We start from the raw sequence: 21,050 nt of genomic DNA, 5'->3' as shown, positions 1-21,050 counted from the left end.
TGGAAACGGGGGCTCGACTTTGCGCTCTGGTGATGTGTTCGCCGGTTTCGTCATAGAACGCGAACTCGGCCGTGGCGGTATGGGGTCGGTGTACCTGGCCCGGCATCCCCGGCTGCCGCGAAAAACCGCGTTGAAGCTGCTCAATCAGGAAATGTTCACCGATGACGAGATTCGCGCCCGGTTCATCCGGGAGGCGGATCTGGTTGCCCAGCTGGACCATCCGAATATCGTCACGGTCTACGACCGCGGCGCCGAGGGTGAACAGCTGTGGATATCCATGCAGTACATCGACGGGGTGAACGCCTCCGCCGTCAAGGCGGCTTCCCTGCCGCCGCTGCGGGCCGCGCAGATCATTGCCGAAACCGCCAAGGCGCTCGACTACGCGCACGGTCGCGGCGTCCTGCACCGCGATGTGAAGCCTGCGAATATTCTGCTCGCGCGGTCCTCCGGCGGCGCGGCGGGCGAGCGGGTCTACCTCACCGACTTCGGTATCGCCCGCCTGCGGGACGACACCGGTCACCTCACCCAGACCGGTACGGTCACCGCGACGCTGGCCTACGCCTCCCCCGAACAGTTGACCGGCACCACCGTCGACGAGCGCGCGGATCAGTACGCGCTGGCCTGCACGCTCTTCCAATTGCTCACCGGCGTGGTGCCATTCGAGGGCACCAGTCCGGCGGCGGTGATTCGCGGACATCTGCAGCAGCCGCCCCCGCCCGCCAGCCCGCTGCGCCCGGAACTGCCGCGCACCATCGACGCCGTGCTCACCCGCGCCCTGTCCAAGCGGCCGCAGGATCGCTTCCGATCCTGTGTGGAATTCTCCGCGGCCGTCGATCGCGCCCTCGCCACCCGGCCGGTGCCGCCCCGCCCGCCGACCCCGGTGCGACCGCAGCCGATTGTCGCCCCGCCCCGGCCGCCTACTCCGGTGCGACCGCAGCCGGTGATTCCGGCGCCGGTGCCGCCGCAGCGACCCATGTCCGGATCGAATCCCATTCCGCCGTATCAGAGTCCGGTGGCCGGACCGAATCAGCAGTATCCGAATTCGGGGCACGGGTATCAGAGCCCGGCGCCGTTGTATCAGAATCCGGTGGTGGCACCCAAGCCCGCCTATCAGCATCCGAACTCCGGTGCGGCCTTCCCGAAACAGCCTGCGCCGCAACAGAATTACGCACCGCAATCCAAGCAGCAGCCGGTGTACACCGCGCCCGAACGCAGTTCGAACCAGATCGGCTGGATTATCGCGGGCACCACGGTGGCGCTCGTGCTGATCATCGTGGTGGTCACCGTCGTGCTGTACAACCGCTGAAAAGCCTCGGCGACAACGAAATCCGGCCGGTCACCCCTCGGGGACCGGCCGGATTCCTCGTCCCCCGGTCTAGACGTCCGCGATGGCCGCCAGCGGCGGCGTACGCGCCGCGCGCACCGCGGGCCACAGCGCCGCGAGTACGCCGACCACACCCGAGCTCAGCACCATGAGCACGATCTGACCCCACGGCACGGTAATGGTGGCCAGCCCGAGATCCTTGAGCGTGCGCAGGAATCCGACGCCGAGCACCAGCCCCAGCGCCACACCGACCACCGCGCCGAAGACCGCGATGAGCATGGATTCCAGATAGATGGTGCGCCGCACCTGCGGGCGTTGCATACCGACCGCGCGCAGCATGCCGATCTCGCGGCGGCGCTCCACCACCGACAGTGCGAGGGTGTTCACAATGCCCAGGATCGCGATCACCACCGCCAGCGCCAGCAAGCCGTACAGGATTGCCAGCATGGTGTTGATCTGCTTGCCCTGCGCGCCCTTGAAGTCCTCGCGGTCCTGCACCTGAACCACGGCCCAGGGCTCCACCGATTTCTCCAGCCCGGCCCGCAGGGCCTGCGGATCCGCACCCGGCCGCGCGGTGATGAGCACGATGAAGTTGGTGCGGAAACTGACCGGCATCACCTGGTTGTACAGCGCCAGCGGCGCCACCAGCGGGCCGAGCAACTGGGTGTCCTTGTAGATGCCCACCACCTCGACCCGGTAGTTCTTCTTGTCCAGGCTGGTGATGTCGACCTTCTGGCCCACATGCCAATTGCGGTCGGCGGCTTCGGTTTCCGAGAGCATGATGCCGTTCTCACCGAGATTGCCACTGCCCTGGACCAGGTCGTAGCTGAGCACCTTGTCCAGCGGACCCTCGGGCACGGTGCCGAGCATCTGATCGTCACCGGCCTTGAAGGTGACGCCGTGGAACTGCACCACATCCGCCACGCCCGGAACCTGCTGTACCGCGGGTCCGGCGGCCAGCGGCACGCCGACCAGACTGTTGGCCGGCCCCTGCAGGATGAAGTCGGCCTTGACGCCCTTGTCCACCACGTCGCTGATACTGGCCTTGGCCGAGGAGCCGAGCATGCCGATGGCGGTCACCAGCATGAGACCCAGGGTCAGCGCGAAAGCCGTTGCGGCGGTGCGCCGCGGATTGCGCAACGCGTTATTGCGCGCCATCGCGCCTACCGGCCCGAACGGGCGCACCAGGAATCCGAGACCCTTCACCACCGGGCGCGAGAGCGCCGGGGAGGCCAGCAGGACCGCGAAAATAAGTGCCAGCGCGCCGATTCCGACGGTGAGCGCGGCATTGCCGCCGGTATGCCGTGCGCCGAGCACCACCAGCGCGATACCGACCACGGCCAGCACCGCGCCGAAAACCGTTCGGATACGGGTGGATTCATTGGTCGAGCCGAGTTCGGAGCGCATGGCCTCGATCGGCGGAATGGTGGCCGCACGCCGCGCCGGTGCGTACGCGCTGACCACGGTGACTATGACGCCCACGCCGATCGCCACCAGGACGGTGCGCGGCCGCAGCGACATCGAACCGGTCGGCAATCCGAGATCGAAGGCATTGAGCAGCGCCGACAATCCGAAGGCCAGCCCCACACCGGCCGCGAGACCCAGTGCGCTGCCGATGATTCCGATAATGAGCGCCTCGCCCACCACCGACCGGCCCACCTGCCGGCGGGACGCGCCGACCGCGCGCAGCAGCGCCAACTCCCGAAGTCGCTGGGCGACGAGCATGGAGAAGGTGTTGTAGATGATGAAGGTGCCGACGATCAGCGCGATAGCGCCGAAGGCGAGCAGGAAGTAGTTGATGAACTTGAGCGCGTCACCGATCTGCTTCTTCATATCCTCGCGGACCTGATCGCCGTCCTGGACCTTGTAGTCCGGGTACGCCTTGGCGATCTGATCGCGCAGATCATCGGCTTTCACACCGGGTTTGGCGGCGATGTCCACGAAGGCGACGTGCGCGCCGTCGGTGAACAGCTGCCGGGCCTGTGCGTCGTCGAAGTACAGATTGATGAAGCCGCCGGTATTGCCGGACAGGTCGTAGATGCCCGAGACGGTGACATCGATATTGCCCTTGGACGGGATGAGCACCTTGGTGGTGTCGCCGACATGCAGGTCGGCGCGATCGGCGCCGCCCTTGTTGATGGCGATCTGTCCGGACCGGCTCGGCGGCACACCGTCGATGAACCTGTCCGGTTCGGCGACGGCCTTGTCCGGGGGCAGATAGGAGGTGCCGAAAGTCGGTGCGCCACCGGTCTGTACGGCCTTACCGTCCTTGAGCAGCACCACCGGGCCGTTGATGCCCGGCGCGACCGCACGCACGCCGTCCATGGCGGTGATCTTGTCGACCGTCTCGTTCGGAATGCCCAGGGACTGGCGTTCCTTCGGGCTCACCCGGACATCGACGCCCTTGGCCTGATTGGCGAAGATATCGTCGAACGAGCTCTGGAGGGTATCGGTGAAGACGAAAGACCCTGCGATGAAGGCGGTTCCGAGCACCACCGACAGCAGGGTGAGGAACAACCGCACCTTGTGCGCGGCGAGATTGCGCAAGGCGACCTTGCGCATGGGACTTCCGGACATCAGACGGTCTCCAGCGACTTCATCTTGTCGAGCACGGAATCGGCGGTGGGCGAACGCAGTTCGTCGACGATCCGGCCGTCGGCGAGGAAGACTACGCGATCAGCGTACGAGGCCGCGCGCGGATCATGCGTCACGATGACGACGGTCTGCCCGAATTCGTCCACGGCGGCACGCAGAATCGACAACACCTCGCCCGAGGACCGCGAATCCAGATTGCCGGTCGGCTCGTCACCGAAGATGATGTCCGGCTTTCCCGCCAGCGCGCGGGCACACGCCACCCGCTGCTGCTGACCACCCGAGAGCTCACTGGGCCGGTGTGTCAGGCGATCGGTGAGGCCGAGCCGCTTGAGGACGGTCGAGAGCCACTCCTGGTCGACCTTACGACCCGCGATATCCAGCGGCAGCGTGACATTCTCCAGCGCGGTCAGCGTCGGCACCAGATTGAACGCCTGGAAGACGAAGCCGATGCGGTCGCGGCGCAGCTGGGTCATGCCCTTGTCGGAGAGTTGGGTGAGATCGGTATCGCCGATGTGGACGGTGCCCGCCGTCGCGGCGTCCAGCCCGGCCAGGCAGTGCATGAGAGTCGACTTGCCGGACCCCGAAGGCCCCATGATCGCGGTGAACTCCCCCTTGGCGAAATCCGCCGACACCCCGTCGAGTGCGCGGACCTGCGTATCGCCCGAACCGTAGATCTTCACCAGGTTGGTGGCCCGTGCGGCGACGGCGTCCGCGCCCGTGGCGAGCCCGACAGGATCCGAGACATTCGAAGTCATGCTGTCCAGTGTGTCGGGCGCGGCGCACGCACGCCATCCGGGATCCCCCGGAGCCGGGCACCCACGGGGATTCCTCAGACCCCCACCTACCCTGACCTCACCGTTCGTCTGGTTCGGTTCAGTGCCAGCCGAACGGGAGCACCGGCGCGGGCGCGGTGGTGGTGTACTCCGGCGTCGCGCTGGCGGTGCCGCCCGAGGGCTCGGGCGCGGCTTCGGTGGTGGTGTCGTAGTACTCCTCGGTCGTCGTATGCGCCGGGGCGGGCGGCGGGGTCACCGCGGGCGAATTCGACGTACCGGAACTCGCCTGGTCGATGGCCACCAGGATGACGCCGGCCAGCAGCAGCGGGACCAGGATCAGCCCCGCCAGCCAGAGCAGGCAACCGCGCGCCCGCGATTTCTTCTTCGGCCGCTTGGGCGGTGGCGGGAAGACCTTCTTTCCCCGCACATCCTTGCCCGCCTTGGTCGCCGCGGGGGACATCGCCTTGGCCGCGGGCCGCGCCGCGGTGACCCCCACCGACTGCGGCGGCGTCGCGAAGGCGGTACTGCCCGGGGCCGAATGGAGACCGCCCGGGGCCGAATAAAGCTGTCCGGGCTCGGGGTGGCCCGGCATCGCCGACGGCGCGAGCGGTTGTCTCGCCGATCCGGTCGGATTGGCCTGCGTCGCGAATCGCGTTGGGGGCGTGTGCGATACGCGGTCCGCGAGTGGGCTGCGCGCGGCGGGCGACCGTCCGGGCACCGGGCCGCGCCCCGGCTGCCCGACCATCGGATTGCGCGCGCCGGAGGTCTGGGTCGGCACCCCGTCCAGGACCTGCTGGGCGGCGAGGGCGAAGGCGGTGCAGGAGTCGAAGCGGCCGGTGGGGTGTTTGGCCATGGCCTTGGCCATCACCGCGTCCAGGCCGGGTGGCAGGCCGGGGCGCAGCGAGCTGACCGGGGGCGGGGGCTGGTCCAGGTGGCCGCGCATGATGGCGATCGGATGCTGGGCGTCGAAGGGGACGGTGCCGGTGAGCAGCCGGAACAGCGTGCAGGCCAGGGAGTACTGGTCGCAGCGGTGGTCCAGGGGGTGACCGGAGAGTTGCTCGGGAGCGGCGTAGGCCAGCGTCGCCGTGAAGGAGCCGGTCTGGGTGAGTTTGGTGTTCTCATCGCGCAGTCGTGCGATACCGAAGTCCGCCAGGAAGATTCGCTCCTCCCCGTCGAGGCGTTCGATGAGGATGTTGGCGGGCTTCACATCCCGGTGCAGCACGCCCTTGCGATGCGCGAAATCCAGGGCCTTCGCGGTCTCGCCGATAATCCGAACCGCCTGCCGCGGCGGCAGATTCGCCGACTCCAGTAGGGAGGCGTCGATACCGTCGATGTACCGCATGGCGATCCACATCCGGTCGTCATCGAAGCCGCGATCGAAGAGCGGCACGATATTCGGATGATCGAGCCGCGCGACCACATCACCCTCGCGCTCGAAGCGCGCGCGAACCTCACTGTCCCCGAACAGTTCCGCGCTGAGCAGCTTGATAGCGACGAGTCGCGGCAGCCTGGGATGCCGGGCCAGGTACACCGACCCCATCCCGCCGCGGCCGAGCTCACGTTCGATCAGGTATCCCGCGAACGTCTCTCCGCTGCGCAGCACGAATTTCCCTTCAGTACCTCATTGCCTCCGCTGCGCTACGGCTGTTCGCGGCCCCAGGGAGTCCCGATTCTTCCCTCCCTCCGCTCCTCCGCTTCGCTCCCCCGCTCCACTCAGTCCAGAATCGAGACGGGCCGCGAACCTTGCAGTGGGGCCGAGGCAGGCGGCACCGAGCTTAGTTCAACGGCGCCGAGCGCCACCAGGTGAGCACTTCGTCGATGCTGCCGACGACGCCGTCGGTATACATCAGGTACTGGCCGCGATTGGCGTCGCCGGTGAAGGCGGTGACCATGCGCGGGCGGGCGCTACCGGTGAACTGGTAGTTCGTGTACGCCTTACCGCCGCTGCTGTCGGAGGTCTTCTTGTCCGGGTGCAGGCCGTTGACCACCGACTGCGCCTTGGCGGCCGAGGAGTACGCGTAGATGCGGTAGAACGGGTCGCCGTTGTTGCCGCCGCCGAAGCAGCGCCACTGCACCGCCCAATCGCCGAAGTCGGGTTCGCCGTCGGACTTGTCCGGCGGGCTCTTGGGGTCGGCGAGCCAGCAGGTGGCGCCGTTGTAGCCGGTGTCGCCGTCCTTGGTGGCGGGAACCAGGCGGGAGAACTCCTTGCTGATCGCGGAGGAATCGACCGGTTTGTCCGAACCGGATGCGACCGAGGTGGTCGCCGACGCGGGCGCGGATCTGGTGGTGCTGCCGCCCGCGGCGGTGGTGGTGGTGGTCTTGTTGCCATCGCTCGTGCTGCCCAGCGCGGCCAGTCCGATGACGGCGACGATGACCAGCACCACCACACCGGCGACGATGCCGATGATCAGTCCGGTATTGGATTTCTTCGGCGGCTGCGGCGGCCGCTGCCCGCCCATCTGCCCGCCCATGACCGGCGGCTGACCGGGCGGGCCGCCGTAGTTGTATTGCGGTCCACCGGCGTTGTACTGCGGCTGGCTCACGTTGTACTGCGGCGGGCCGGTGTACTGGTTCGTCGGCCGATTCGGCGGCTGCTGCCCGTACAGTGGCTGCGGTGCGGAGGTGGCCGTATTACCCTGCGCGGCATAGGGATTCGGAATCACCGGCGCGGGCGCGGCGGTATGCCTGCCGCCGGTGTACGGGGCGTTCGCGGTGGGCTGCGGCCCACCCGTGGTGGGCATGCCCAGCTGTCCCATGGTCGGATTCTGCCCCTGCGTATAGGTCTGCATGGGCGGTGTGGTGCGCGGATTCACCAGCGGCATGGCGGGCGAACTCGGCGAGGTGAGCGCCTGCCGGGCCGCGGCGGCGAAATCGGCGCAGCTGTTGAAGCGATCCTCCGGGCGCTTGGCCATGGCCTTGTTCAGCACCATGTCCAGCGCCTGGGGCAGGCCGGGGCGGGCACTGCTCACCGGCGGGGGCGGCTGCTGCAGATGTCCCTGAATCACCGCGGCCGGGTTGGTCGCCGAGAACGGACCGGAACCGGTGAGCAGCCAGAAGAGTGTGCAGGCCAGCGAATACTGATCGGAGCGACCGTCCAGTGCGGAACCGGTCAGCTGTTCCGGCGAGGCGTACGCCAGTGTGGCGGTGAAGGTTCCGGTCTGGGTCAGATTCTGACCGCTGTCATCACGCAGCCGGGCGATGCCGAAGTCGGTGAGGTAGACCCGCTCCCCCTTACCGCCGGTGGAGCGCGCCAGCAGGATATTGGCGGGTTTGACATCGCGGTGCAGCACCTCGTTGCGGTGCGCGTAATCCAGCGCGTCGGCGGTCTCGGCGACGATCTGCACGGCCCGCTCGGGCGGCAGCGTCTGCGGATTCACGCTGGAGGCATCGACACCGTCGATGTACTGCATGGAGATCCACAGCTGCCCGTCCTCGAGCCCGCGGTCGTAGACGGTGACGATATTGTGGTGATCCAGCTGCGCGACCAGGTCCGCCTCGCGCTCGAAGCGCGCGCGAACCTCCTTGTCGAACACCATCTCCCGGTTCAACAGCTTGAGCGCCGTCAGCCGGGGCAGTCGGGGATGCTTGGCCAGATACACCGAGCCCATGCCCCCGCGCCCCAACTGCCGCTCGATAACGTATTCCGCAAACACATCACCGCTGGACAGCATGTCGAGCTCCCACTTCCTACGCCTGCGCCGGGACCCACCAGCGCTCGACGTACCGCAAACGATCGGCGATCGTGCTCGGGCCGATCCGGAAAACACCGAAACCATAGCGCAATCGAGTCCTACCGAACTATCTCCGCGAATTCCGCCGGCGCAACAGGAGTGAGCACGATCTCCTGTCGGCGGGCGGCGATAGGCTGGCGGGCATGCGCATAGGAGCACACGTTCGGCAGGACGGCGACCCCATCGGCTTCGGGGAGAAGCTGGGGGCCGATGTCATCCAGATGTTCGTGGTCGATCCGCAGAGCTGGGACAAGCCCAAGCCGCACCCGCTCACGGCGGAGATCAAAGCCAGCCCCATCGATGTGGTGGTGCACTCGTCGTATCAGATCAATGTCGCCAGTCTGAACAACCGGCTGCGCATGCCCTCGCGCGGCGCGGTGGCGGCACAGGCCGCGGCCGCGGCCGAACTGGGCGCGTTCGGCCTGGTCGTGCACGGCGGGCATGTCCGCAAGGACGACGAGATCATCGAGGGAATCCTGAACTGGCGCAAGCTCTTCGAACGCCAGCAGGACAAGGGCGGGTTCGCGGTGCCGATTCTCATCGAGAACACCGCGGGCGGAAATCACGCCATGGCACGGCATTTCGACGATATCGCCCGGCTGTGGGAGGCCGTCGGCGATTTCGGCGCGGGCTTCTGCCTGGACACCTGCCACGCCTGGGCGGGCGGTGAGGAGCTGCTCGGCATCGTCGATCGCATCAAGGCCATCACCGGCCGGATCGACCTGGTGCACCTGAACTCCTCGCGGGACGCCTTCGACTCGGGTGCGGACCGGCACGCCAATCTCGCCGACGGCACCATCGATACCGAACTCCTGGTGGAGGTCTGCAAGGCGGTGGGCGACGCCCCGATCGTGCTGGAAACCCCCGCCGAAGGCGTCGCCGAGGACCTGGCCTTCCTCCGCGAACAGGTCGGCTGACGCGCGCCATCCCGGCGCACCACCCCGTCATCCCGGCGTGCTTTCGGCCGGGATCCCCACCCGGCATACCTCTGCGGTTAGTCGGGGTAACGGCTTTCACTCCGCCTGCGCGTAAACCTGTCTCACACTCGCGCCCGGTGGTGTGCTCGAACCACGCAATCGTTCGAGCGAAAGGCCCTGCATGTCCGTCGATTACGCCACCTCCACCGCCACCGTGGTGAAGCTCGGCAGCAAGATCGGTGCCCGTGTCGACGGCGTCCGACTGAGCGGCGAGCTGGACTCGGAGACCGTCAAGGTGATCCAGGACGCCCTGCACGAGCACAAGGTCATCTTCTTCCGCGGCCAGGAGCATCTCACCGAGGACGGCCAGTACGAGTTCGCCCAGCTGCTGGGCGCGCCCACCACCCCGCACCCGACGGTCACCTCCAAGGGCGTGAAGTCGCTGCCCATCGATTCGGAGTACGGCCGCGCCAACAGCTGGCACACCGATGTCACCTTCGTGGACCGCATTCCGAAGGCGTCCATCCTGCGCGCGGTGCACCTGCCCGCCTACGGCGGCTCGACCACCTGGGCCTCCACCGTCGCGGCGTACAACTCGCTGCCCGGTTCGCTCAAGGCGCTGGTGGAGAATCTGCGCGCCCGGCACACCAATGCCTACGACTACGCCGCCGACCGCGGTGATTCGCACGCGCCCAATGATCAGGGCAAGGCGTACCGCGCCGAATTCGAATCCACCTACTACGAGACCGAGCACCCGGTGGTGCGCGTACACCCCGTCACCGGTGAACGCGCCCTGCTGCTCGGGCACTTCGTGAAGAATTTCGTCGGCCTCAGCGCCGCCGAATCCGCCGCCCTGTTCCAGCTGCTGCAGAACCGGGTCACCAAGCTGGAGAACACCACTCGCTGGAACTGGCAGCTCGGCGATGTCGCCATCTGGGACAACCGCGCCACCCAGCACTACGCCGTCGACGATTACGACGCCCAGCCTCGTCGCCTCACCCGCATCACCCTCGCGGGCGATGTCCCGGTCGGCGTGCACGGCGATCCCAGCACCATCATCACCGGCAATGCCGAGCACTACTCGATTATCGAGCAGGTCGCCCCGCGCGCTGCCTGAGCCCTTCTCGCACATGCTGTTCTTGCGTGCGACATGTGCGGGAAGCCCGGCCGATGCGACGAGCCCTCGTTCTCTCGACGTCGCATCGGCCTTCTCGCGTTCCGGGGAGCGGCGCAGGGCAGAATTGCCCGCATGGAGATTCGGCCGCTCGACGGGGTGCGGGTTCTGGAGTTGGGCAACTATGTGGCCGCGCCGACGGCGGGGCGCATACTCGGCGACTTCGGGGCCGAGGTCATCAAGGTGGAGCGCCCGAAAACCGGTGACGAACTGCGGAATTGGCGGCTCTACGGTGGCGACACCTCGATGCTGTACCGGACCGTGAACCGGAACAAGAAATCGATCACCCTCGATCTGCGCACCGAGGCCGGGCGCGCGATCGTGCTGGATCTGATCGCGCACTGCGATGTGCTGCTGGAGAACTTCCGCCCCGGCATGCTGGAGAAGTGGGGGCTCGGGCCGGAGGCGCTCGATGCCGCCAATCCGAATCTGGTGATCACCCGCATCTCCGCGTACGGGCAGACCGGACCGCTCTCGCAGCGGCCGGGATTCGCGGCCGTCGCCGAGGCCGTGGGCGGATTGCGGGAACTCGTCGGCGATCCGGATCGGCCGCCGGTGCGCGTCGGCGTCTCCATCGGCGATTCGATCGCGGGCATCTACGCCGCCTTCGGCACCGTCATGGCGCTGTTCCAGCGCGAGCGCGCCGATGATCGAGTTCCGTTGCCGCAGCGCATTATCGATGTGGCATTGAATGAATCCATCCTGTCGGTGATGGAGTCGCTGGTGCCCGATTACCTGGCCTACGGCATCAATCGCGAACGCGTCGGCGGGCGAATGGAGGGCATCGCGCCCAGCAACGCGTATCCGTGCGCCGATGGCTTCAGCATCATTATCGGCGGTAATGGCGATGCCATCTTCCAGCGCTATATGCAGGTCATCGATCGGCCCGATCTCGCGGCCGATCCCGAGCTGCAAGACAATGCGGGCCGCTGGCGCAATCGCGATCGGCTGGACGCGTCCATTGCCGAATGGACCCGGCGGCACACCCGAGATGCGGCCCTGCGGCTATTGGAGGCCGCCGCCATCCCCTGCGGACCCATTTACACCGCCGCCGATATCGTCGCCGATGAACAGTACAACGCGCGCAATATGATTCAGCACTTCCCGGTGGACGTGGGCGCATCCGAACCCAAACAGGTCGGCTTCACCGGCATCGTCCCGGTGATCGGCGAACGGTCCCTGCCCATCCGCAATGTCGGCCCCGATCTGGGCGAGCACACCCGCGAAGTGCTCGCGGGGCTACTCGGCCTGTCGGACACCGAGATCGACGCGCTGGAGGGCCGATGACCACCATGACGCTCGTGACCATTCGGAAGGGGTTGTGATGACGGCGATCCTGCGGGATGTCACCCTGCGTGACGGTTTGCAGTTGACCGGCAAGGTGCTGCCCACCGAACGCAAGGTGGAGATCGTGCGCGAACTGCTCGCACTGGGCGTGCCGGAGCTGGAGATCGGCTCCATGGCGCGACCGGATCTGGTGCCGCCCATGGCCAATACGCTCGAACTGGTCGCCGCGCTCACGCCCGAAGAGCTGGCGCGCTGCTGGGTGTGGGTGGCCACGCCGCGGCATGTGGAGAAGGCCGCGGCCGCCGGCGTGCGGAACTTCCAGTACTGCTTCTCGGTCTCCGATTCGCACAACAAGGCCAATATCGGGCGCACCACGGAGGAGAGTCTGGCCGCCATGCCCGCGGCCGTGGAGTTCGCGCGGGCGGTGGACGGGCGGATTCAGCTTTGTCTGGCAACGACTTTCACCTGCCCGTTCGAGGGGCCGGTGGATCCGGCGCGGGTGCTGGCCATCGCGCGTGATCCGCGGGCGGCGGGAGCCTGCGATATCGTGCTCGCCGATACGCTCGGGCAGGCGCATCCCGGACAGGTCGCGGCGCTGGTGGGTGCGGTTGCCGCGCAGCGGCACTCGGACACCGCCGCGCAGCGGCACTCGGACACCGCCGCGCAGCGGCACTCGGACACCGCCGCGCAGCGGCACTCGGACACCGCCGCGCAGGGGCACTGGGGTTGCCCGGAGCACCGGATCGTCTTCCATGGCCATGACACCTGGGGTATGGGCGTGGCCAATTCACTGGCGGCGCTGGCCGCGGGCGCAAGCGTCCTTGACGGCTCGCTCGGCGGTTTGGGCGGCTGCCCCTTCGCACCCGGGGCGTCCGGAAACACCTCCAGTGAGGATTTGCTCTTCGCCACTCGACCGGAATGGTTCACACCGGAATCGCTGGCGAGCCTGGTGCCGATATCGGAGCGATTGCTGGCCGAACTGGGCGAACCGAATCGCTCCCGGACCGTCGAGGGAAGTCGCTCCGAAGCCGCAGCTTTTGAATGGGTTATTCGCAAATAGTCACTGGTAACCGAATGATTGCCGAATTCGATCGGCAGCCATTCGGAGTGGTGAATTCGCGAATTCTCAGTGGCTCTCGGGCGCCGCGGCGTCGGCGCGCAGTTTGAGCAGAATCAAACCGGCGGTACACGCGAGGATCAGCCCCGCGACGGTTACCTCGACCCGTAGGCCCGCTATCCCGAGGATCGCGCCGACGACTCCGCCAAGGAAGATCAGCCAGGCGACGATACGGGCCAGAATTGCCGACGACCGCGGCGACTTCGCTACCGCAAGCTCCCCCGACCGCGCGATGGCGCGCTGCGGGGATGTCGAGAATGCACCCATCATCCACTCCTCGATGACGCCCACCGAGTTCGGCGAACAAGCGGCGCGTCTCTCGGCTAATTTCGGGCGTCTCACGTGTAACTTTGGACACACATTACGGCTCGGCAACGAAATGTCCATGCGACACGTATGCACAACACGCTGAGTTTATTGATTCGATATCTGAATCATTGCTGTTTGAGATAATAATGTGTCTTGCGGACCCGCCTGGCACCGCGACACCTCCTCCGTTAGGGTGAGCCCACTCGAGACGAATCAGGAGTGCTCCCCATGGACGGCAACAAGGCCGGCGCGGATCACCGCGGCGACATCTCGTGGCGGCGGCTACCCGCACCCGTCGCCGGTGCCGCGGCCGCCGTCGGCGCGGTGTCGCTCGGCCTGGTACTCATCGGCGCCTGCGGGCTCGGCGGTCAGGACACCTACGTCGCGCCGCCGCCGCTGAACGCGGATCTGCAAGCGGCCCCGGTGGTTTCCGCCCAATCGGGCACCACCACCCCCGGCGTCGTCATCCCGCCCTCCCCCACCTGGCGGGTAGCGGTGGACCAGGGCCCGCGGCACACTCCGATCCCCACCCTCACCACCACCTCGAAGGACCAGGACCCGGACCCCGAGGCGCCCACCACCGCCTCGCGCACCACCCCCCTGCGCCCCTCGACCACCACCCCGCCGACCACCACCCGGCCCCGCCCCACCACCGATCCCCCCACGCTCACAACCGAACCCGCGCGCCCGACCACGCCCCCGGCGACCACGGAACCCGCGATCGCCGTCCCCACCACCCCCGGCGACGACCAACCCGTGAGCGGCTAGCAAGCCCTGCGGATACTCGATCCCCAGACGCCCCGCGCCCCGCTCCACATGTGGAGCGGGGCGCGAATTGCTTTGCTACAGCCTAGAACTCGACCAGGGTGTAGTCGGCCACCCGATCGGTGAGCACGCGCAGGTGCTCCAGATCGCCGCCCAGGGTGCGGGCGATGGCCGTGAGCCGGGCGACGAAATGGCTCACCGGGTATTCGGTGGTGATGCCGATACCGCCGTGCATCTGGATGGCCTCCTGGCCGATATGCCGGGCGGACCGGCCGACCTGCAGGCGCGCGCGGGACGCCACCACCGGATCGGTGACATCGTCGGCCACCGCGGCGGTGGCGTACAGGCTCATACTGCGCGCCAACTCCAGCGAGACATACATATTCGCCGCACGCTGGCTCAGCGTCTGGAACTTCGAGAGCGTGACGCCGAACTGCTTGCGGGTCTTGAGATATTCGGTGGTCAGGCGCAACGCCTCCTCCATCGCACCGAGCGATTCGGCACACAGCACAGCCTGGGCCTGCGCGGTGACGGTGGCCAGCGCGGTCTGCGCATCGGCATTGTCACCGAGCAGTTCGGCTGCGGCCGAGGCGAATTCGAGCTGCGCGCCGCGACGCCCGTCGAAGGTGCGGAAGGGTGTGCGGGTCACGCCCTGCGCATCGCCCGCCACCAGGAACAGGCCGAGGCCGCCACCGGGCAGCTGGGCGCTCACCACCAGTTCATCGGCGCAATCACCGTGCGGGACCGGGTTTTTCACACCGGTCAGCAGGTAACCGTCACCTGACGGAACGGCGGTGACGCCGAGTTCGACCGCGGGCCAGCGGGTTCCGGGCTCGGCATGCGCGAAGGCCAGCAGTTTGTCGCCGCCGATCAGCGCGGGCAGCACCCGCTGCCGCTGCGCCTCGGTACCGGCGGCCGCGATCAAGCCGCCGGGCGCCAGGACCGCATCGAGGATCGGTTCGGGCGCGAGCCTGCGCCCGACCTCCTCCATGACGACCATGACCTCGACCGGTCCCGCGCCGACGCCGCCGTCCGCTTCGCTGAAAGGCAGTCCCAGCACACCCAATTCGGCGAGCTGACGCCAGACTTCCCGGTTCCAGCCGAGTTCGGTGTCGGTGACCTTCAGCCGGGTCTCCGGATCGTAGGCGCGGCCGAGCAGATCGCGGACCGTGTCGCGCAGCATGACCTGTTCATCGGTGAGTTCGAAATCCATGGCGGCAGCTCACAATCCGAGGATGGTGGAGGCGATGATGGTGCGCTGCACCTCGCTGGAACCTCCGTAGATGGTTGTCTTGCGGTAGTTCAGGTAGCTCGGACCGGTGCGCTGGGCCCAGTCCGGCGACGCGATACCCGCGGTCTCGACCGGCAGGGCATCGGGTCCGGCGATATCGAGCAGCAATTCCGTTGCGGCCTGCTGCAATTCGGAACCGCGCAGCTTCAGCACCGAGGAGGCCGGATTCGGCTTGCCCTCGGTGGGCTGGGAGACCACGCGCGCCAGGGTGAGCTCCAGGGCCAGCAGCTCGTTCTCCAGTTCGGCGATGCGGGCGGCGAACACCGGATCCTCCAGCAACGTCCCGCTGCCCGACTTGATCTGTGCCGCATACTCTTTCGCCACGCCGAGCTTGACCTTGGTGCGGCCGACGCCGGTGATGCCGGTGCGCTCGTTGCCGAGCAGGAACTTGGCGTAGGTCCAGCCCATATTCTCCTCGCCGACCAGCTGATCGGCGGGAACCCGCACGTTCTCGAAGAACACCTCGTTGACCTCGTGATGCCCGTCGATCAGTTTGATCGGGCGAATGGTCACACCCGGGGTCTTCACGTCGAAGAGCAGCATCGAAATGCCCGCCTGCTTCTTCACCGTCGGGTCGGTGCGCACCAGGCAGAAGATCCAGTCGGCGTACTGCGCCAGGGTGGTCCAGATCTTCTGGCCGTTCACGATGTAGGAATCGCCGTCGCGCACCGCGGTGGTGCGCAGTGAGGCCAGATCCGAACCGGCGTCCGGCTCGGAGAAGCCCTGGCACCACCAGATGTCGAGGTTCGCGGTCGGCGGGAGGAAGCGCTGCTTCATCTCCTCGGAGCCGAACTGCGCGATCACCGGGCCGATCATCTGGGCATTGAAGGTGAGCGGCTCGGGTACCGAGGCCAGCTGCATCTCGTCTTCCCAGATGTGCAGCTGCATGGGCGACCAGTCGCGGCCGCCCCACTGCGCGGGCCACTTGGGGGTGGCGTAACCGTGCTGATTGAGAATCCGGTGCGTGGTGACGATGTCGTCGCGGGAGAGTTCGTGGCCGTATTTGACGCGGTCGCGGATCTCCGCCGGGATCTCGGTCCGGTAGAACTCGCGCAGTTCGTCCCGGAATTTCACCTCGTCGGGTGACAGGGCAAGTTTCATCGCATCTCCCAGCGTCGCTGTCGTATCAAGGTCGAACTTACCCCCCGGTAACCGAGGGGTTGTCGAGTGGATCACACTCGCGCGCCGCCTCGCCCCGGCGCTTCCCGGACGGAGCTGGTACGTTGCCGAGAAGATCAGGCGCACTTCGAGCCGCGTACCACGGCGAAAAGCAGTCGCCTGCCGCCAATCCCGGTATCCGAGAGTTCGCAGGAGCAGCACGAGTGAACGGCAGGACCCTCCCCCGGCGCGCCGCAGCGGTCGCCGCCATCGCCGCCACGGCCGTCCTCGGTGCGACCAGCACCGCCACCGCCGACCCGAAGACCGACAATCCGGTCGATACCGCCATCACCCACCTCACCGAGGCCGCGGGCACCGATCAGGACGCCCTCGCCGCGGTCACCAGCACCGCCAAGAGTGCCCAGCTGGTTGCCGCCGCCGGACTGAAGAACATCGGCTTCACCCCCTTCGGCTATCAGGCGCCGACCATCGGCTGCGGCTTCAATCTGCCGTTCACCATGACCGCCGCCTCGGCCGTCTCCGGCCAGCCCGGACCGGACACCGGTCTGGCCGGGCCGCCCGGAACGCTGCGCTTCCAGGCCGCGCCCGCCACCGTCGGCATGCCGCTGGCCTCGGGTCTGAGCGTGGCCTGGCTGAATGTCGGCAATGGCCGCAGCGGTATCACCCCGCTCGATGAATTGACCGAATACAACCTGCCCGCACTGGCCAAGACCGTCGACACCGGACCGGGCACGGTCGTCGCCTCGCTCTGGGGCAGCATCGACTACCCGGGCGCGCGCTGCCTGGTGCTGCCCACCGTCGGCCTCTTCACCGTCGCCGATCTCCCGGTGGAACCGGCCCCGACCACCCCGGGCCAAGCACCGACCGCGCCCGCCCAGGCCCCCGCGGACACCGGCCCGGCCGGTAGCGGCTCGAGCTCCGGCTCCAGCGACGCCAACTAGGCGCACTCTCCGCGCAATGACATGCGCCCCGGCCTACCGGCCGGGGCGCTTATGTTTGTGCCGAAAAACGCTCGCGCCCTGGCTCTTTCACCGCGCCCACAGAGGCGAGGCGAAAACAACTGGGCGCGTGGCGATTACGTGCGGGGCTTGCGGCGGGTGTCGGCCCGCTTGAATTCACGATCGCTCGGACCGCGACGGGGTGCGCGGCTCATCGGACGCTGACCCGGCGCACCGGAATCGAGCTGCAGCTGAATCAGCTGACCGCTGATCCTGGTGCGGCTCAACGCGTTCAGCGTCTCCTGCGAGAGATCGGCGGGCAGCTCCACCAGGCTGTGATCCGGGCGGATCGAGATATGCCCGAAATCGCTGCGGCGCAGACCGCCCTCATTGGCGATGGCGCCGACGATCGCGCCGGGGGCGACCTTGTGCCGCTTGCCCACCGCGATCCGGTAGGTCGCCAGCTCGGCACCGGTATTGCGGTGCATGGCCGGACCGCCCTCACGCGGACGACGCTCACGGCGATCGCCCTCGAAGGAGGTGCGCCCCTCACGATCACCGCGCTCACGACGCGGGGCCGGCTCCGGATCGGGCTCCATGAAGAAGTTGTTGCCGTCGTACGAGCCGATCGCCAGCGCGGCCGCGATATCCACCAGCGGGATATTGTGCTCGCGCTCGTAATCCTCGATGAGCTTGCGGAACAGCGGCAGATTCGCCGAGGACAGATTCTCGGTGATGGTGTCGCCGAACTTCGAGACCCGCTGCGCGTTCACATCCTCGACCGAGGGCAGCTGCATCTCGGTGAGCGGCTGGCGGGTGGCGCGCTCGATGGCATCGAGCAGGCGGCGCTCGCGGGGAGCGACGAACAGCAGCGCCTCACCCGAACGGCCCGCGCGACCGGTGCGGCCGATGCGGTGCACGTACGACTCGGTGTCGTGCGGAATGTCGTAGTTCACCACGTGCGAGATGCGGTCCACGTCCAGACCGCGCGCGGCCACGTCGGTCGCCACCAGAATGTCCAGCTGACCGTTCTTGAGCTGGCCGATGGTCCGCTCACGCTGGGCCTGCGCGATATCGCCGTTGATCGCCGCCGCGGAATATCCACGCGAGCGCAGCTTTTCGGCAAGCTCCTCGGTGGCCTGCTTGGTGCGCACGAAGATGATCATGGCCTCGAAGGTCTCGACCTCGAGGATGCGGGTCAGCGCGTCCAGCTTGCGCTGGTAGGACACCATCACATAGCGCTGACCGATATTGGTGTTGGTGGAGGTCTTGGTCTTGACCGTGATCTCGACCGGATCGTGCAGGTACTGCTTGGCGATCTTGCGGATCACCGGCGGCATGGTCGCCGAGAACAGCGCGACCTGCTTCGTCTCGGGCGTGTCCCGCAGAATGCGCTCGACATCGTCCTGGAAGCCCATTTTCAGCATCTCGTCGGCCTCGTCCAGGACCAGATACTGCAGCTGGGTCAGATCGAGGGTGCCGCGCTCGAGATGGTCGATCACACGACCCGGCGTACCGACCACCACGTGTGCGCCGCGGCGCAGGCCGGACAGCTGCACGGCGTAGTTCTGGCCGCCGTAGATCGGCAGCACGTTCAGACCCGGGATGTGCGTGGCGTACCGGCCGAACGCCTCCGCCACCTGGATCGCCAGCTCACGCGTCGGGGCCAGCACCAGCGCCTTGGGCGCTTTACCGGTTATCTCGAGCCCCATCAGGATGGGGATCGCGAACGCGGCGGTCTTACCGGTACCGGTCTGCGCCAGACCCACCACGTCCGCACCGGCCAGCAGCGGCGGAATCGTCGCTGCCTGGATGGGCGACGGCGACTCGTAGCCGACATCGGCGATGGCCCGCAAAACGCGGTCATCGATACCGAGGTCAGCGAAGGACGGGCCGTTCGCGTCCCTCTCGTCGTCAGTGGGAACGCTGTCGGCCGGTGAGGTACTCATTGACCAGGAGTTTACTGCCTTACCCTAGTCGGTCCGACCATAGGGTGAATAGGCTGGACCGTGTGCAACCGGACAACCCGCCCTCGGCCGCCGCCGCAACGCCCGTCACCTCGGCCTCCGGAGTCGGTCACGCCGAAGCCGTCCCGGTCCGCAACTACGTAACCGGCACGGTCACAACGCCGGAATCGGGCAGTTCGGGGGCGACTACGGTGACCGTTCACGAACCCGAGCCCCAACCGCAACCGATCACCGGCGCGGCGGACGCGGGCGCGGTCGACATCGCCGTGGTGCAGTTCGCGCCCGGCACCGACACCGTGGCCAATCTCACCGCGTTGCGTGCCGAAGTACGGGCCGCCGCCGAACTCGGAGCGCGGTTGGTGATCGCACCGGAGTACTCCATGTACTCGGTACCGCGACTGGATGCGGACGCGGTCGCCGCCGCCGAACCGCTCACCGGGGCGTTCGTGAACGGATTGCGCGGAATCGCAGCCGAATTCGGGGTGTACCTGGTCGCGGGCGTACTCGAGACGCCCGGCGGCGACCAGCCGGAAGGGCTCATCTACAACACGCTCGTCGCGGCCACGCCCGATGCGGAGTTCGCGACGATCTACCGCAAGGTGCACCTGTACGACGCGTTCAAATCCCGCGAATCCGAGGTGATCCTGCCCGGCCCGCTGGACCAGACGCCGACCTTCACCGTCGACGGCATTGTTTTCGGTATGCAGACCTGCTTCGACCTGCGCTTCCCCGAGGGCATTCGACGCCTCGCGGCGGCAGGCGCGCATGCGCTGATCCTGCCCGCGCAGTGGATTCCCGGCCCCGGCAAGGTCGATCAGTGGACGACGCTGCTGCGCGCCCGGGCCATCGAGAACACCATCTATGTGGCGGCGGCGGACCAAGCGGCACCTCGGGGTTCGGGTGCGTCCATGATCATCGCGCCCACCGGCGCGGTGCTGGCCGAACTCGGCGACCAGCCCGGTATCGCCACCGCCCGCATCGATCTCGAGCACCTGGCCGAGGTGCGCGCCACCAATCCCAGCCTCGCCCTGCGCCGCTTCACCATTCGCGGCGAATAGGAGCCGGGGGACCCCGGCCCACCGGCTCGGCAACTAGACTGAGCAGCAATGATCTACCCGAATCGGGAGGCCGCGGGCCGGGCGCTGGGTGGGGTGCTCGAGCATTTGCGCGCGACCGATCCATTGATCCTGGGGCTGCCACGCGGCGGGGTTCCGGTGGCGGTGGCGATTCGCGCGGTGATCGGCGGGGAGGTGGACGTGCTGCTGGTGCGCAAACTCGGTGTGCCCTGGCAGCCCGAACTGGCCATGGGAGCGATCGGCGAGGACGGGGTGCGGGTGCTCAATGCCGATGTCGTACGGAGCACGGGGGTATCGCCCGAGCAGTTCGCCGAGGTCGAGAGGCTCGAGCGCACCGAACTCGAGCGGCGGCGAGGGGTGCTGCGCGTGGCCGCCCCGATCGCGCTGAAGGATCGGACCGTCGTCATCGCCGACGACGGGATGGCCACCGGCGCGACGGCCGCCGCCGCCTGTGAGATCGCCCGGCTGCACGAACCGCGCCGCGTGGTGGTGGCCATCCCCGTCTCGTCTCCCGAAGCGCTGCAACGGATTCGGAGCCTGGCCGACGAGGTGGTATGCCCGCTGGTACCGCACCACCTCGGCGGCGTGGGCGGGGTCTACCGCGATTTCCATCAACTCGACGATGACGAGGTGGTCGCGCTGCTCACCGAATCCCGCTGACGGCGAG

The 21,050-nt window shown here is 67.6% G+C and carries 17 protein-coding genes; 9 read left to right on the top strand and 8 right to left on the bottom strand.

Going from position 1 to position 21,050, the window contains the following annotated elements:
- The first annotated feature begins 19 nt into the window (after positions 1-19).
- Complete coding sequence (locus NA10_RS22720; protein WP_245677657.1) at positions 20-1,306, top strand: serine/threonine-protein kinase; 1,287 nt, start codon at positions 20-22, stop codon at positions 1,304-1,306.
- 69 nt (positions 1,307-1,375) lie between these two features.
- On the opposite strand, the gene NA10_RS22715 is transcribed toward NA10_RS22720, so the two are convergent.
- The 4 genes from NA10_RS22715 to NA10_RS22700 all read right to left on the bottom strand — a co-directional run bounded on the left by NA10_RS22715 (position 1,376) and on the right by NA10_RS22700 (position 8,363).
- Positions 1,376-3,901, bottom strand: a complete 2,526-nt coding sequence (locus NA10_RS22715) for an ABC transporter permease (protein ID WP_245677656.1) — start codon at positions 3,899-3,901, stop codon at positions 1,376-1,378.
- A complete protein-coding gene (locus tag NA10_RS22710; RefSeq protein ID WP_067571222.1) occupies positions 3,901-4,674 on the bottom strand; it encodes an ABC transporter ATP-binding protein in 774 nt (257 codons plus the stop codon). The genes NA10_RS22715 and NA10_RS22710 overlap by 1 nt, the downstream gene beginning before the upstream one ends.
- Positions 4,675-4,792: 118 nt before the next feature.
- Positions 4,793-6,295 (bottom strand): serine/threonine-protein kinase, encoded by a 1,503-nt coding sequence (locus tag NA10_RS22705; RefSeq protein ID WP_067571220.1) that lies wholly within the window; start codon positions 6,293-6,295, stop codon positions 4,793-4,795.
- Positions 6,296-6,467: 172 nt separating this feature from the next.
- Positions 6,468-8,363, bottom strand: a complete 1,896-nt coding sequence (locus NA10_RS22700; RefSeq protein ID WP_067571218.1) for a serine/threonine-protein kinase — start codon at positions 8,361-8,363, stop codon at positions 6,468-6,470.
- Between the two features lie 203 nt (positions 8,364-8,566).
- Here NA10_RS22700 and NA10_RS22695 point away from each other — a divergent pair, with 203 nt between their 5' ends.
- From NA10_RS22695 to NA10_RS35860, 4 genes are all read left to right on the top strand, one after another.
- A complete protein-coding gene (locus NA10_RS22695) occupies positions 8,567-9,340 on the top strand; it encodes a deoxyribonuclease IV (RefSeq protein ID WP_067571216.1) in 774 nt (257 codons plus the stop codon).
- Between the two features lie 181 nt (positions 9,341-9,521).
- On the top strand, positions 9,522-10,457 hold the full coding sequence (locus NA10_RS22690) for a TauD/TfdA dioxygenase family protein (RefSeq protein WP_067571214.1): 936 nt from the start codon (positions 9,522-9,524) through the stop codon (positions 10,455-10,457).
- Positions 10,458-10,589: 132 nt separating this feature from the next.
- Positions 10,590-11,801, top strand: a complete 1,212-nt coding sequence (locus NA10_RS22685) for a CaiB/BaiF CoA transferase family protein (RefSeq protein WP_067571212.1) — start codon at positions 10,590-10,592, stop codon at positions 11,799-11,801.
- Positions 11,802-11,838: 37 nt separating this feature from the next.
- On the top strand, positions 11,839-12,861 hold the full coding sequence (locus NA10_RS35860) for a hydroxymethylglutaryl-CoA lyase-like TIM-barrel protein (RefSeq protein ID WP_084515138.1): 1,023 nt from the start codon (positions 11,839-11,841) through the stop codon (positions 12,859-12,861).
- A 66-nt stretch (positions 12,862-12,927) separates the two neighbouring features.
- Here the strand turns inward: NA10_RS35860 and NA10_RS22670 are convergent, their stop codons facing one another.
- Positions 12,928-13,209: a hypothetical protein gene (locus NA10_RS22670; RefSeq protein ID WP_157556686.1), complete on the bottom strand. Its 282-nt coding sequence runs from the start codon at positions 13,207-13,209 to the stop codon at positions 12,928-12,930.
- Between the two features lie 246 nt (positions 13,210-13,455).
- Between NA10_RS22670 and NA10_RS37000 the strand changes: the two genes are divergently transcribed.
- Positions 13,456-13,995 carry a hypothetical protein gene (locus tag NA10_RS37000; protein ID WP_067571210.1) on the top strand — a complete coding sequence of 180 codons (540 nt, stop codon included), beginning with the start codon at positions 13,456-13,458 and terminating at the stop codon, positions 13,993-13,995.
- Between the two features lie 82 nt (positions 13,996-14,077).
- On the opposite strand, the gene NA10_RS22660 is transcribed toward NA10_RS37000, so the two are convergent.
- Positions 14,078-15,205 carry an acyl-CoA dehydrogenase family protein gene (locus NA10_RS22660; RefSeq protein ID WP_067571208.1) on the bottom strand — a complete coding sequence of 376 codons (1,128 nt, stop codon included), beginning with the start codon at positions 15,203-15,205 and terminating at the stop codon, positions 14,078-14,080.
- Positions 15,206-15,214: 9 nt separating this feature from the next.
- Positions 15,215-16,384 (bottom strand): acyl-CoA dehydrogenase family protein, encoded by a 1,170-nt coding sequence (locus NA10_RS22655; protein WP_067571206.1) that lies wholly within the window; start codon positions 16,382-16,384, stop codon positions 15,215-15,217.
- 221 nt (positions 16,385-16,605) lie between these two features.
- On the opposite strand from NA10_RS22655, the gene NA10_RS39215 reads away from it, so the two are divergent.
- Positions 16,606-17,343: a hypothetical protein gene (locus tag NA10_RS39215; protein WP_067571204.1), complete on the top strand. Its 738-nt coding sequence runs from the start codon at positions 16,606-16,608 to the stop codon at positions 17,341-17,343.
- A 134-nt stretch (positions 17,344-17,477) separates the two neighbouring features.
- Here NA10_RS39215 and NA10_RS22645 read toward each other — a convergent pair whose 3' ends face one another.
- Complete coding sequence (locus NA10_RS22645; protein ID WP_067571202.1) at positions 17,478-19,289, bottom strand: DEAD/DEAH box helicase; 1,812 nt, start codon at positions 19,287-19,289, stop codon at positions 17,478-17,480.
- Positions 19,290-19,534: 245 nt separating this feature from the next.
- Between NA10_RS22645 and NA10_RS22640 the strand changes: the two genes are divergently transcribed.
- On the top strand, positions 19,535-20,365 hold the full coding sequence (locus NA10_RS22640; RefSeq protein WP_067571292.1) for a carbon-nitrogen hydrolase family protein: 831 nt from the start codon (positions 19,535-19,537) through the stop codon (positions 20,363-20,365).
- A gap of 48 nt (positions 20,366-20,413) precedes the next feature.
- Positions 20,414-21,043 (top strand): phosphoribosyltransferase, encoded by a 630-nt coding sequence (locus NA10_RS22635; protein ID WP_067571200.1) that lies wholly within the window; start codon positions 20,414-20,416, stop codon positions 21,041-21,043.
- Positions 21,044-21,050: the final 7 nt, after the last annotated feature.

It is taken from the genome of Nocardia acidivorans NBRC 108247, from assembly GCF_001625085.1.
GTDB classification, from domain to species: domain Bacteria; phylum Actinomycetota; class Actinomycetes; order Mycobacteriales; family Mycobacteriaceae; genus Nocardia; species Nocardia acidivorans.
The sequence above is the reverse complement of the archived record's forward strand: the minus strand, read 5'-3'. Positions and strand labels throughout refer to the sequence as shown.